This window comes from Microbispora hainanensis, from assembly GCF_036186745.1.
Lineage (GTDB): Bacteria > Actinomycetota > Actinomycetes > Streptosporangiales > Streptosporangiaceae > Microbispora.
In genome coordinates, this window is record NZ_CP108086.1 from 2,454,359 (window position 1) to 2,466,323 (window position 11,965).

General features: G+C 72.3%; 14 protein-coding genes. 9 read left to right on the forward strand and 5 right to left on the reverse strand.

What is annotated here, in order from left to right; all coding sequences use genetic code 11:
- Nucleotide 1: 1 nt before the first annotated feature.
- Complete coding sequence (locus OHB01_RS11405) at nt 2–541, reverse strand: DinB family protein (protein WP_142650205.1); 540 nt, start codon at nt 539–541, stop codon at nt 2–4.
- 60 nt (nt 542–601) lie between these two features.
- On the opposite strand from OHB01_RS11405, the gene OHB01_RS11410 reads away from it, so the two are divergent.
- Nucleotides 602–1,552, forward strand: coding sequence for a helix-turn-helix transcriptional regulator (locus OHB01_RS11410; RefSeq protein WP_142650206.1), 951 nt, complete (start codon nt 602–604; stop codon nt 1,550–1,552).
- A 61-nt stretch (nt 1,553–1,613) separates the two neighbouring features.
- On the opposite strand, the gene OHB01_RS11415 is transcribed toward OHB01_RS11410, so the two are convergent.
- On the reverse strand, nt 1,614–1,859 hold the full coding sequence (locus tag OHB01_RS11415) for a hypothetical protein (protein ID WP_142650207.1): 246 nt from the start codon (nt 1,857–1,859) through the stop codon (nt 1,614–1,616).
- A 280-nt stretch (nt 1,860–2,139) separates the two neighbouring features.
- Between OHB01_RS11415 and OHB01_RS11420 the strand changes: the two genes are divergently transcribed.
- On the forward strand, nt 2,140–2,400 hold the full coding sequence (locus OHB01_RS11420; RefSeq protein ID WP_142650208.1) for a hypothetical protein: 261 nt from the start codon (nt 2,140–2,142) through the stop codon (nt 2,398–2,400).
- Between the two features lie 37 nt (nt 2,401–2,437).
- On the opposite strand, the gene OHB01_RS11425 is transcribed toward OHB01_RS11420, so the two are convergent.
- Nucleotides 2,438–3,256, reverse strand: a complete 819-nt coding sequence (locus OHB01_RS11425; protein ID WP_328855319.1) for a PIG-L family deacetylase — start codon at nt 3,254–3,256, stop codon at nt 2,438–2,440.
- Nucleotides 3,257–3,366: 110 nt separating this feature from the next.
- On the opposite strand from OHB01_RS11425, the gene OHB01_RS11430 reads away from it, so the two are divergent.
- On the forward strand, nt 3,367–3,846 hold the full coding sequence (locus OHB01_RS11430; RefSeq protein WP_261986003.1) for a hypothetical protein: 480 nt from the start codon (nt 3,367–3,369) through the stop codon (nt 3,844–3,846).
- On the opposite strand, the gene OHB01_RS11435 is transcribed toward OHB01_RS11430, so the two are convergent.
- Nucleotides 3,843–5,054 carry an MFS transporter gene (locus OHB01_RS11435; RefSeq protein ID WP_328855320.1) on the reverse strand — a complete coding sequence of 404 codons (1,212 nt, stop codon included), beginning with the start codon at nt 5,052–5,054 and terminating at the stop codon, nt 3,843–3,845. The two genes, OHB01_RS11430 and OHB01_RS11435, sit on opposite strands and share 4 nt — an antisense overlap.
- Nucleotides 5,055–5,196: 142 nt before the next feature.
- Between OHB01_RS11435 and OHB01_RS11440 the strand changes: the two genes are divergently transcribed.
- From OHB01_RS11440 to OHB01_RS11450, 3 genes are all read left to right on the forward strand, one after another.
- Nucleotides 5,197–5,874, forward strand: a complete 678-nt coding sequence (locus OHB01_RS11440) for an alpha/beta hydrolase (protein WP_328855321.1) — start codon at nt 5,197–5,199, stop codon at nt 5,872–5,874.
- A gap of 78 nt (nt 5,875–5,952) precedes the next feature.
- The gene (locus tag OHB01_RS11445; RefSeq protein ID WP_147945050.1) at nt 5,953–6,426 is read left to right on the forward strand and encodes a MarR family winged helix-turn-helix transcriptional regulator; all 474 of its coding nucleotides are present in this window, start codon (nt 5,953–5,955) and stop codon (nt 6,424–6,426) included.
- Nucleotides 6,423–7,970 carry an FAD-dependent monooxygenase gene (locus OHB01_RS11450; RefSeq protein WP_328855322.1) on the forward strand — a complete coding sequence of 516 codons (1,548 nt, stop codon included), beginning with the start codon at nt 6,423–6,425 and terminating at the stop codon, nt 7,968–7,970. Before OHB01_RS11445 ends, OHB01_RS11450 begins: the two co-directional genes overlap by 4 nt.
- Here OHB01_RS11450 and OHB01_RS11455 read toward each other — a convergent pair.
- Complete coding sequence (locus OHB01_RS11455) at nt 7,967–8,917, reverse strand: sigma-70 family RNA polymerase sigma factor (protein WP_142650211.1); 951 nt, start codon at nt 8,915–8,917, stop codon at nt 7,967–7,969. The two genes, OHB01_RS11450 and OHB01_RS11455, sit on opposite strands and share 4 nt — an antisense overlap.
- A gap of 127 nt (nt 8,918–9,044) precedes the next feature.
- Here OHB01_RS11455 and OHB01_RS11460 point away from each other — a divergent pair, with 127 nt between their 5' ends.
- The 3 genes from OHB01_RS11460 to OHB01_RS11470 all read left to right on the forward strand — a co-directional run bounded on the left by OHB01_RS11460 (nt 9,045) and on the right by OHB01_RS11470 (nt 11,909).
- On the forward strand, nt 9,045–10,463 hold the full coding sequence (locus OHB01_RS11460; protein ID WP_328855323.1) for an MFS transporter: 1,419 nt from the start codon (nt 9,045–9,047) through the stop codon (nt 10,461–10,463).
- 105 nt (nt 10,464–10,568) lie between these two features.
- Nucleotides 10,569–10,991: a nuclear transport factor 2 family protein gene (locus tag OHB01_RS11465; protein WP_328855324.1), complete on the forward strand. Its 423-nt coding sequence runs from the start codon at nt 10,569–10,571 to the stop codon at nt 10,989–10,991.
- A 72-nt stretch (nt 10,992–11,063) separates the two neighbouring features.
- On the forward strand, nt 11,064–11,909 hold the full coding sequence (locus OHB01_RS11470; protein WP_142650213.1) for an MBL fold metallo-hydrolase: 846 nt from the start codon (nt 11,064–11,066) through the stop codon (nt 11,907–11,909).
- The last annotated feature ends 56 nt before the right edge of the window (nt 11,910–11,965 follow it).

Here is an 11,965-nt window from a genome sequence, read left to right on the forward strand (position 1 = left end):
TCTACGGGTGGTCCTCTCCGACCAGGCCGTCCACGGACTCGCGGATGAGGTCGGCGTGCCCGGCATGGCGGGCGTACTCCTCGATCATGTCGATCAGCAGGCGGCGGAGGCTGGGCGACTCGCCGCGTGAGCTGGTGTACACCGCGAGCCGTCCGAGGCCGCCCTCGGCCAGCGCCTGCCGTACGTTGGCCCGGGAGCGGGCCACGGCGTCCTGCCACAACGTCGTCAACTGCTCGGGGGTGTCGTCGGTGGCGGTGCGCCACTCCCACTCGGGGTCGGCGTCGAAGTCCACCGTGTCCCACGGCGGCGCAGGAGGTCGCCCCAGCAGCTTCTGCGAGAACATGTCGTCCTCCACCAGCGCCAGGTGCTTGAGCAGCCCTCCCAAGGTCATCGACGACGCGGCGGTGGTCGCCCGCAGACCGGCCGCGTCGAGCCCGCCGCACTTCCAGGCGAAGATCCGGCGCTGGCGGTCAAGGGAGCCCAGCAAGGTGTCGATCTCGTCACCGGCGACCGGCGGCTCATGGAGGACGTTTTCGGTCATGCGGCACAGGCTACGGTGCATTCCGGACGATCCACTTCCGGAATATGGCGGGTGTGCCGAATGACGCACGACGAGAGCCCGACGGCGCGGGCGCTCCTGCTCCTCGAACTGATCCAGAGCAGTCCCGGCATCACGGCGGAACGGCTGGCCGGGCGGCTCGGCGTCTCGGAGCGGGCCGCCCGGCGTTACGTCGGCATCCTGCGTGAGGCGGGCATCCCCGTGGAGTCCGAACGCGGCCCCTACGGGGGATACCGCATCGGCCGGGGGCTCCGGCTGCCGCCCCTGATGTTCACGCAGGCCGAGGCGCTCGGGCTGGTGATGGCCGTGCTCGACGGTCACCACGACTCGGCGGACGCGGCCGATCCCGTGGGCGGCGCGCTCGGCAAGATCCTGCGGGTGCTTCCCGAGGCGGTCGCGGGGCCGGCCGCGGCCGTACGGAGCCTGAGCACGAGACACCCCGAGCCCGGGGCCAGACCGCCCAGCCCGGAGACCACCGCCGCCCTCGTCCAGGCCTGCGCGGGGCGCCGCCGGCTGCGGCTCGGATATCGCATCCGCCCGGGAGACGAGCGGGTCATGGAGGTCGATCCGTGGGCCGTCGTCGTACGCCGCGGCCGGTGGTATCTGCTGTGCTGGTCGCACACGAAGCACGCCCGCAGGGTGCTGCGGGTGGACAAGGTGGCGGACGTCGAGGTGCTCGACGTGCCGGCCGGCCCTCCGGCCGATCTCGACCCGGCGGAGATGCTGGAAGACCATCTGTCGGCGGGGTGGCGGCACCAGGTGGAGGTCGTCGTCGACGCGCCCGCCGAGGCCGTGGCCGAGTGGATCCCGCGCAGCCTGGGCCACCGCGAGCCGATCGACGCGACCACCACGCGCCTGGTGGGCAGCACGGACGAACCGGACTGGTACGTCCGGCAGCTCACCGCGATCCGGGCGCCCTTCCGCATTGTCGGGTCACCCGAACTGCGCGAGGCCGCCGAAGCCCTGGGCCGGCGCCTTCTCGGGCATCGCTGAAGGGCCGGCCGGCGAAACCGCCGCGGGGGACTTCGCGGCCCCGGCGCGAGGCGTCCAACTGTCACTTCTCCCGTCCGGGAAACGGCGGCAACTCGCCCAGGTCCGTGGTCTTCGGCGGGGTCTGCACCTGCGACCGTCGCGTGGGGGAAGGGACCCGCAGGACGATCTTCAGTACCTGGACCGCGCGGGTCTGACGCTTGGCCGACGGTGCCCAGATAGCGGTCAGACCGGCGGCCACGACGACCACGGCGACGGCGACGGGCACGATCGACGCCCCCATGCCCACGGTTTTGAAGAACTCGGTCACGAACGGCCTCCCGGGCAGCGCGAAGCTGACCAGAGGTCTCTCCCGCCCATCCTGTGGCCGGACCGGCGGCCCCGGGCGCTCACGCCGTAATGACGAGGCCGTCGCGAAGGGATACTCCCCTCTGTTCTCGCCGTAAGCGTAAGGGCCGGTGCCGTTGCCGAGCCAGGCACACTTCACTCACCGCAGCCCACGCGGTTCCCCCTGTGCCGCGCCGGTGCACTGTGATGTCAATTACCCCGATTTGCCGTGAACCCCGGCGTCCGGACAGTACCCAATCACGATGGACTCGACGGATCCGGAGCTGTTGCGGCAGGTCGCCGTCATGGCGGCGGGCCGTGTGATGTTCACCGACCCGGTGACCGGCATCGTCGACCGTGCCCAGGGCGCGACGTGGGAGGTCGTCACTCGCGGGACGCCCCCGGCCACCGGCGTGGTCGTGTCGGCGGTCGGCGGGCCCGACGGCACGCGCTACCGCGTGGTCAGCCAGGACGGGCCGGACCCAGCGGCGGTCCCGGTCCGGCCGTCGCTGGAGGAGGGGTAGGTCGCACTCATGCGCGAGGGCGTCCCGAGCTGAGCGCTCAGTCGCGCAGGCCGGCGAACAGGTCGTCCTCCTTGTCGGGGGCGGCCACCCGGGACGTCGTACGGACGAAGAACTCGCGCGAGAACGCCTGGTGCTGGGCCTCCGGCGGCATCTTCAGGAAGGGGATGTTGTCGCCCTGGCTCGCGTGGGCCGCCAGCGCCTTCAGCTTGTTCTCCACGTACGGCGAGACGTCCACGACGCTGGTGATGAGCTCGTCGGGCGTGCCGAAGTCGTCGGGGAGCTCGAAGTCGTCCGGCGCCATGCCGTTGGCTCGCATGAACTCGAACATCTGCCGGATGCCCTCACGCGGCACGGCGGCGTAGTAGAACTTGTCCGGAATACCGGTCTTCTCGGCCGCCGCGACCGCGATGCGGTGGGCCTGGATGTGGTCGGGGTGCCCGTAGTTGCCGTTCTCGTCATAGGTGACTACGACCTGAGGGCGGTAGTGCTCCATCAGCGTGGCGAGCCTGGCGGCGGCCGTCTCGACCGGGACGTTCGCGAACGCGTCGGGGTGGCCGTTGCCGTCCCAGCCGTCCATGCCGGAGTCGCGGTAGCCCAGCAGTTCCAGGTGGTCGATCCCCAGGTGGGCGATCGACTCGTGCAGCTCGGCCAGCCGCCGCTCGGCGACGGCGGCATCGTCGTGACCGGGCTCGCCCGGCTTCACCCCGCCCGGGCCGTCCCCCTGCTCGCCGTTGGTGCACGTCACCAGGACCGTACGGATCCCTTCGGCGGTGTATTTCGCGAGGATCCCGCCGGTGCCGATCACCTCGTCGTCGGGGTGCGCGTGCACGGCCATGAGGGTGAGCTGTCGGTCCATTCCGTCCCCCGGAGTGTCGTTTACCGTCAACCGGACGAGCCTATATCGCCCCTTGAACGTCGCGCGGGCGCGTGCCGTTTGGGGCGGCCCGGCCCGGTTAGGCGACCGCTATGAGCATTTATCGAGACATGGCGGCGGGAGCGGTCGCGGGAGCGGCCGGGACGACCGTGCTCAACGCGATCACCTATCTGGACATGGCGGTGCGCGCCCGTCCGGCGAGCTCGCTGCCGGAGCAGGCGGCCGGCGCCGTCAGCGAGCGGCTCCACGTCGGCCTCGGCGAGGAGGAGGACGCCCGCAACCGGGAGCAGGGGCTCGGGCCCATGCTCGGCATCCTCACCGGCGTCGGTGTGGGCCTCGCCTACGGCCTGTTCCGCCACGCCGTACGGCGGAGGGTCAGCCTCCCGGCCGCGGCGACCGGGGTGGGCATGGCGGCGGCGGTCGCGGGCAGCGCGCCGATGACCGCGCTCGGGCTCACCGACCCGCGTGAGTGGGGCGTCGGCGGCTGGATGTCCGACCTCGTCCCCCACCTCGGCTATGGCCTCGCCACGGTCGCGGCGTTCGAACTGACCAGGTCCCGCCGCCGGCGCTAGCTAGAGGAGGAGGCGGCGGTGCTCGCGGCCGGGGTCATGCGGGTGGTCACCAGCCACCAGATGACCAGTTGGAGCAGGGCCAGCGCCACGGCGAAGGGCGGCAGCGTCCAGGCGCCGATGCCCTGGGCGATCGCCCCGGCGAGCCACGGGAACACCGCGCCGCCGATCACCGACACCCCGTTGATCAGCCCGATGGCGGTGGGCACCAGCCGGGCCACGGTGAGCCGGGGCGCCACGGCCATCGTCGTGGGGAAGATCGGCCCGAGCCAGAAGCCGAGCAGCACGAAGCTGACGCTGGCCATCACGGCGCCCGGCACGAGCCAGGCCAGCGTCGTGCTGAGCGTGACCCCGGCCAGGCAGAGGAAGGTCATCCCGGTCGCGGTCATGCCGAGCCGGGTGGCGATCGGGCTGATCAGGAAGCGGCCCAGGGTGAGCCCGAGCCAATACCCGGAGACGGTGTATCCGGCCAGCAGGCCGCTTTGCCCGTGCTCGTCGACCAGGAAGCTGAATCCCCAGTTGCCGACGCTGATCTCCAGGCCGACGTACACGGCGAGGAACACCGCGCCCAGCAGGACGGCGGGCTGCCGTGAGGCGGTGGCCAGCAGGCCGGAGCGCTCCGCGTGCTCCTCGGCGGTCGCGGGCGGCGGGGCCTCGCGGGCGGGCAGGGTCAGATAGAAGCCGATCAGCAGCGGCAGGCAGACCAGGGCCAGCACCAGCCACACGGCCGTCCAGGGCAGGAAGGTCAGGATCCACGTGGCCAGCAGCGGCCCGAGCAGGGCGCCGACGCCGAAGAACGCGTGCAGGCGGTTGAGCAGCGTCGTCGCCCCGGGCAGGTCGGTCAGGTAGGAGTTCAGCACCGATTCGAAGATGCCGGTGCCATATCCGGCCACGATCTGGATCACCAGGAAGGCCAGGAACGGCGGGCGTACGGCGGTGAGGAGACCGGCCAGCGCGAACGTGCCGCCGCCGAGGATGAGCGAGGCCCGGATCCCGAGGCGGTGGATCAGCGGGCCCGCGGTCGAGCCCGACAGCATGAACCCGGCGGAGAAGGCGAAGAACTGGGTGCCGATCGTGGCCTTGTCGAGGCCGTAGTCGTCGATCTGCGCCGGCAGCAGCACCCCGCCCACGCCGGAGCTCAGGCCGACGAGGACGAAGGTGATGTAGGAAAGCGCGACCGGCGCCCAGAACTCGCGCCGCAGTGCGGACACCTGACCTCCCGCGTACGAGCAGCCTTCCGGCCACCCGGCAAGCGGGATCGGCCGACGATCAACGGTGATCCCGTTTTCGGCGACATGCTACTTGCTGTGCCCGTTGCTCCCATAGGGGTTTACCGGGGGTTATCGTCGCAAAGTGGCGAGCGCGAGGGTGAAGGCCAACGGCATCGGGATCGCGTACCGGACGTACGGTCCGGACGGCGCCCCGCCGCTGATCCTGCTGCACGGTCTGGGCGAGGGCATGGCCGGCTGGGACGGCGTGGCCGGCGCGCTGGCCGTCGGCCGGCACGTGTACGCCCTGGACCTGCGCGGTCACGGCGCCAGCGACTGGCCGGGGGACTACGGCCTGGAACTCATGCGCGACGACGTCCTCGCCTTCCTCGACGCGCTGTCGCTCGACCCGGTCGACGTGATCGGGCACTCCATGGGCGGCGTCGTCGCCTACCTGCTCGCGGCGGAGCGGCCGGGCCGGGTGCGGACACTGGTCCTGGAGGACGTCCCGCTCCCGGTGCCGCGTGTCCCGCCCCCGCTCGTACGGCCGGAGGGGCCGCTGTCGTTCGACTGGGCCATGGTCGAGGCGATCAGGCCGCAGATCGACGAGCCCGACCCGGCCTGGCTGGAGCGGCTGGGCCGGATCACCGCCCGCACGCTCGTGATCGGCGGCGGGCCGGACAGCCACATCCCGCAGGACCGGGTCGCCGAGATGGCCCGCCGCATCCCCGGCGCCGTGCACGTCACGATCCCGGCCGGGCATCTGGTGCACGAGACCGCCCCCGACGCCTTCGTCCGCGAGGTCACGGCCTTCCTCGGTTAGAGCGAGGTCACGGCCTTCCTTGGCCAGACCGGCTGACAGGGCCGGTGGCCCGATCCCGTCGCGGCATATACTTCCTTCATGGAAGTAACTAGTTCGGTCTGGACGATCGTACGGGCGTTGCATCGGGCGGCCCAGATACAGCGGCGAGCTGCGGCGGCCTCCGAACCGGGGCCCGTGGCTCTCGGCCTGTTGAATCTCGCGGCGCAGGGCGGTGTGCGGCCGAGCGCGGCGGCGGCGGAGCTGGATGTTCCGCCGCAGTCGGTGACGCGGGCGGTCGCGGAGCTGGAACGGCTCGGGTTCGTGCGTCGCGTCGGTGACGCCTCGGACGGACGGTCGTACGCGATCGAGGTGACCGACGCCGGGCGCCGGGAGCGTGAGCGGTTCCGGGACGAGATGACCGCACGGTTCTCGGCGCATCTCACCGGCTGGGAGCCGGAGGAGATCCGCCGTTTCGCCGACCAGCTCGACCGTCTGGTGACCTCGCTCGCCTCGGACGCGCCCGCCCGCCCGGCCACGGAGCGCAAGCCGAACGCGTGGCGGACGTCGTCATGAGCGACGTCGATGTGATCGTCGTGGGCGCGGGCCTGGCGGGCCTGGCGGCGACCGCGTTCCTGGCCCGGCAGGGGGTGCGGGTGCTGGCCGTCGACCGGCACCCGGGCACCTCGGTGCATCCGAAGGCGCGGCTGGTGAACGTCCGGTCGATGGAGCTTTATCGCACCCTGGGCATCGAGGCGGAGGTCCGCGCGGCGGGCGAGGCGAACAGCGGGTTCGAGAACGCCGAGACCCTGGCGGGAGAGTGGGGAACGTGGATCGCGCCCCCGGCCGACGAGGTCGAGGCGGCGGGCCTGAGCCCCACCGTGCCGTACTCGTGCGACCAGCAGCGTCTCGAACCGATCCTGCTGCGGCGCGCACGAGAGCTGGGGGCGGAGGTCCGGTTCCGCACCACGGCCGTCCTGACGGACATCACCGCCGACCAGGTGACGGTCGGTTTGCGCGGGGAGGACGGCGAGGAGAGGTTCGTACGCGCCCGGTTCCTCGTCGCCGCGGACGGCGCCCGCAGCGGCATCCGCGCCCGGCTCGGCATCGCGCTGCGCGGCGAGGAGATCAAGGGGGAGTCGGTCAGCGTGGTCTTCCGCGCCGATCTGGCACCGGCCCTGCGTGGGCGGGAGGTCAACGCGATCATGTGTCGCGACGCCGGCGCGTTCCTGTTCGCCCGCGGCACCAAGGACGACCGTTCCTGGCAGCTCGGCACCTACCTCCGGCCGGGATGGGCCGCGCTGGAGCCCGGCGAGCTGGACGACCGGCTCGTCGAGGTCATCCGGGCGGCGACGGGCCTGCCCCACCTGCGTCCGGTGATGGAGGACACCGCGCGGTGGACGACCGGCGCCTACGTCGCCGGCCGTTTCCGCGCAGGCCCGGTGTTCCTCGTCGGAGACGCGATCCACGTGATGCCGCCCTACGGCGGCTTCGGCGGCAACACCGGAGTGCAGGACGCCCACAACCTCGCCTGGAAGATCGCCGCCGTGTGCCGTGGCGATGCCGACGAGACGCTGCTGGACACCTACGAGCCGGAACGGCGGCCGATCGCCGAGCTGACCGTCGCACAGGCACTCCTGCGTTCCCGCAAGAGGCCCGGACAGGCGCCGCCACCGGAGCAGATCGACGCCGTCGCGCTCGCGCTCGGCTTCCGATACGGGCACGACTACGGGCACGACGGCGGCGCCCCGGTCGAGGACCCCGCCCGGCCGAGTGGCCGGCCGGGCACCCGGATGCCGCATGTGCGCCTCGGCGACGGCCGCAGCACGCTCGACCTCCTCGATCCCACCCGCTTCAGCCTCGTCGGCCGCAGCACGGAGCCGGTCGTCCGCGATCTCGCGGCCCGCCTCGATGAGCTCCGTGAGCTCGTCGCCGCCGTTCCCGTGGCCGCAGTTCCCGTCGACCCCGGCGTCGTCGACCCCGCCCACCGCGAACGGTGGGACGCGGTGTGGGACCCGGGCGCACTGCTCGTCCGTCCCGACGGCGTCATCGCGGCACGGATCAGGACCCGATCCGAGATGCGCGAGGCGCTCCTCTCCTGCCTCGGGAGACGTCGCTAGACCATGGGCGGCAGCGAGAAGACGGCGAACAGGGCGGGGTCGCCGAACACGACGTTGCGCGCGACGCGGTCCCCGTAGATCGTGAGCACCTGGAGCGAGTGGGCCCGGAAGACGCCGTCGCCGCCGTCCACGTAGGCCGCGAGCGCGGGCTGTCCGTTGGCGCGGGTCGGCACCATCCGCCAGGGGCCCCGGGCGGCGCAGACCCAGCGGATGAAGTCGCCGAACATCTCCCGCCCGGCGAACCATGACAGGAACGGCGGCATCTCCAGCACGGCGTCCTCCCGCAGCAGCCGCTCCAGGGCCTCGACGTCGGCCTTCTCGAACGCCGCGACGTAGCGGTCGAGCAGGTCGCGGCAGGCCGGGTCGTCCGGCTCGACCAGGTCGTCCTCGGCGGGCGCCACCCGGTCGAGCTGGGCGCGGGCGCGCTGCAGGGCGCTGTTGACCGCGGCGACCGAGGTCTCCAGCAGGCCGGCGACCTCGCTCGCCCGCCAGGCCAGCACCTCGCGCAGGATGAGCACCGCCCGCTGCCGTGGCGGCAGATGCTGCAGGGCCGCGACGAACGCCAGCCGGACCCCGCCCCGCGACGCGACGAGCGCGGCGGGGTCCACCAGCGCGTCGGGAACGGGCTCCAGCCAGGTCACCTCGGGCAGCCGCCGCTGCGGTCCCGCCTCCGGGTCGTCGCTCGGGCCGGTGAGGCCGGACGGCAGGGCCCTGCGCCCGCGCTGTTCGAGCGCCGTGAGGCAGGCGTTCGTCGCGATGCGGTAGAGCCAGGTGCGCGGGGAGGCCCGCCGCTCGTCGTAGTCGCCGGACGCCCGCCACGCCCGCAGCATGACCTCCTGCAGCAGGTCCTCCGCGTCGTGCACCGAGCCGAGCATCCGATAGCAGTGCGTCATCAGCTCACGCCGGTAGGGCCCGGTGATCTGCTCGAACTCCTCGTCACTCCACATGTGTTCTCCCGCGTCGCGTGGCCGTCACCGGTATCTACCGCCTCGCCGCGCCGGACTCATCGGTCGCCGATGAGTTTTCCGGCCGGCCCCGGTAGGTACCGGCGAACCCACTGCGGAAGGACACGACGTGACAACCAGCCATACCGTCCGCCCCGCGCCGCCCCGTGCCGGGCGGCCCTGGCCGATGCTGGCGGTGCTGCTCGCCGGCCAGTTCATGGGGCTGCTGGACCTCTACATCGTCAACGTGGCGATCCCCAGGATCGGCGCCGAGCTGGGGGCGTCCGGCGCCGCGCTGCAACTGGTCGTGGGCGGCTACATCATCGCGTACGCGACCCTGCTCATCACCGGCGCCCGGCTCGGCGAGCTGTACGGCAGGCGCCGCATGTACGTGATCGGGGTCGCCGGATTCACCGGGGGCTCGCTGCTGTGCGGGCTCGCGCCCGATGCCGGGACGCTGATCGTCTTCAGGTTCGTCCAGGGGGCCGCGGCGGCGGTCATGGTCCCGCAGATCATGAGTGTGATCCAGACCAGGTTCACGGGCAGGGCCAGGGCCACCGCGCTGAGCGCGTACACCGCGGTGCTCTCGGCCGGTTCGGTCGTCGGGCTGGCGCTGAGCGGGGTGCTGGTCGGCGCCGACCTGGCCGGCACCGGCTGGCGGCCGGTGTTCCTCGTGAACGTGCCCGTGGGCGTCGTGCTGACGGTCGTGGTGCCCCGGCTGGTGCCCGCGGACGCGCCGCCGGACCGGCCGCGCGGCTCGCGCCGGCTCGACCTGCGGGGCCTCGCGCTCGCGCTGCCCGCCACGCTGCTGGTCGTGCTCCCGCTCGTGCTGGGCCGGGAGGCCGGGTGGCCCCTGTGGACGTACGCGTCGATGGCCGCGGGGGTGGTGCTCGCCGCCGTGTTCGTCGTGGCGCAGCGCCGTACGGCGGCCCGCGGCGGCGACCCGCTGCTGAACCTGGACGTGCTGCGGGCGACCGGCATGCCCTCGGGGCTGACGACGCTGCTGGCCCTGATGGTCGCCTATGGCGGGTTCCTGTTCACCTTCGCCCTGCATCTGCAGGGCGTGCTCGGGGAGAGCCCGCTGCGTGCCGGGCTCACGTTCCTGCCCATGGCCGCGGCGTTCGGGCTGGGCAGTTTTCACTGGCGCAGGCTTCCGGGGCGGATCCACCACCTGCTGCCACCGGCCGGGCTGGCGCTCAGCGTCGTCGGCACCGCGGCCCTGGCCGTCTCGGCGACCGGCGACCCGGTGATGTGGGCCGCGCTGGTGGTGCTCGGCGCGGGGCTGGGCGTCTCGACCAGCCTGCTCACCCACGCCCTGGTCCACGTGCCGCCCGCCCGCGCCGCCGACGCGAGTGGCCTGCTGACGACGACCATGCAGTTCGGCCAGCTCAGCGGGGTTGCGGTGTTCGGTGCGGTGTTCCTCGCCCTGGCCGATCCGCCGCGTCCGGAGGCCATGGGCGCGACCGCCTGGTGGCTAGCGCTGGCCGCGGCCGCCGGCGCGGTGAGCGCCGTCGCCCTGGCCCGTGCCGTACGGGCCCGGCCCGCGTGAGGCCAGGTGCCGCGTCCGGCGGCGTTGCGTCCCCTGCGGACGGCCTTTGCCAAGGCGGGGTTACCGTGGGGTGTACGCCCTGGGGCCCTGGGGGAGTGATCCGTCATGCCTCACGGCCGACAGCTCGCCGACCGCGTGCTGGACGCGGTGAACGCGCATGACCTCGACCGGCTGGCGGCGTGCTACGACCGGCATGCCGTCCTGGTCACCCCTCTGAGCATGTGCGAGGGGCGCGATCGGATCATCGGCTACTGGAAGGACCTGTTCGGGGGCTTCGTCGACCTGGCCATGACGGTCTGGAACAGGGTGGAGTACACCGAGCCCGGCTTCAACGAGTGGATGATGACGGGCACGCACACCGGCACCATCGCGCTGCCGGACGTCGTCGCGGACGCGAGCGGCCGGCGGATCACCCTGCGCGGCTGCGGGGTGTTCCACACGAAGAACGGCCTCGTGGCCACCCATCGGCACTATTTCGACCTGCTGGAGCTGTACTGCCAGCTCGGATTCTCGCTCGACATCGACTAGCTAACCTCACCCCGCTTTCGGGTGATTTGTGGTGGTTTACGTAGCCTGGAAGCCTGGGAGAGGGGAGGCGTCATGCCCGATCCAGCGGACGCGACCGTGTTCTTCGTGGGAAACGCCACCATGATCATCCGTTCTCACGGTTTCACCGTGCTGACGGATCCGAACTTCCTGCACCAGGGGCAGCGGGCCCATCTCGGCTGGGGGCTGAGCACCCGTCGCCGTACGGAGCCGGCGATGGAGATCACGGAGCTCCCGCCGCTGGACCTGGTCGTGCTGTCGCACATGCACGGCGACCACTGGGACAGGATCGCCAGGAAAGGCCTCGACAAGGACCTGCCGATCGTCACCACCCGACACGCGGCGGCCCGGCTGCGCCGCCAGGGTTTCGTCCGCGCCATCGGCCTGGAGCCGTGGGAGTATCACCACGAGCGCCACGGGGACGGCACGCTCACCGTGACGGCCACGCCCGCCCGGCACGCGCCGGGCCCGGTGAACTCGATGATGCCGCCGGTGATGGGAAGTGTGCTCGACTTCGCGCACGCGGGCGAGGTCGATCTGCGCCTGCACATCAGCGGCGACACGATCATGGACGAGTGCCTGTCGGAGATCCCGCGCCGCTTCCCCGACATCGACGTCGGCATCCTGCACCTCGGCGGCACGCGGATCCTCGGCGTCACCGTGACCATGGACGGCGCCCAGGGGGTGGAGTGGCTCGGGCTGATGCAGCCGGAGTCGGCCCTGCCCGTCCACTACGACGACTACGCGGCGTTCGCCTCCCCGCTCAAGGACTTCCAGCAGCACGTCCGGCGAGCGGGGCTGTCGCACATGGTCCACTACCTCATGCGCGGCGAGACCTACCGCCTGCCCGTACGGAAGGCCGGCGTACGCCCGCACCGCCCGGTCGTCGGGCCCGGCTGACCGCACCGGGGACCTTCGAGGACTCACCACGCGGTGAGAACGCCGCCGCGGCGTTG

Bases quoted from the DNA above. Each gene is read 5' to 3' on its own strand.
- OHB01_RS11405 (WP_142650205.1), bottom strand. From the start codon at position 541: ATGACCGAAAACGTCCTCCATGAGCCGCCGGTCGCCGGTGACGAGATC.
- OHB01_RS11410 (WP_142650206.1), top strand. From the start codon at position 602: ATGACGCACGACGAGAGCCCGACGGCGCGGGCGCTCCTGCTCCTCGAA.
- OHB01_RS11420 (WP_142650208.1), top strand. From the start codon at position 2,140: ATGGACTCGACGGATCCGGAGCTGTTGCGGCAGGTCGCCGTCATGGCG.
- OHB01_RS11425 (WP_328855319.1), bottom strand. From the start codon at position 3,256: ATGGACCGACAGCTCACCCTCATGGCCGTGCACGCGCACCCCGACGAC.
- OHB01_RS11430 (WP_261986003.1), top strand. From the start codon at position 3,367: ATGAGCATTTATCGAGACATGGCGGCGGGAGCGGTCGCGGGAGCGGCC.
- OHB01_RS11445 (WP_147945050.1), top strand. From the start codon at position 5,953: ATGGAAGTAACTAGTTCGGTCTGGACGATCGTACGGGCGTTGCATCGG.
- OHB01_RS11450 (WP_328855322.1), top strand. From the start codon at position 6,423: ATGAGCGACGTCGATGTGATCGTCGTGGGCGCGGGCCTGGCGGGCCTG.
- OHB01_RS11455 (WP_142650211.1), bottom strand. From the start codon at position 8,917: ATGTGGAGTGACGAGGAGTTCGAGCAGATCACCGGGCCCTACCGGCGT.
- OHB01_RS11465 (WP_328855324.1), top strand. From the start codon at position 10,569: ATGCCTCACGGCCGACAGCTCGCCGACCGCGTGCTGGACGCGGTGAAC.
- OHB01_RS11470 (WP_142650213.1), top strand. From the start codon at position 11,064: ATGCCCGATCCAGCGGACGCGACCGTGTTCTTCGTGGGAAACGCCACC.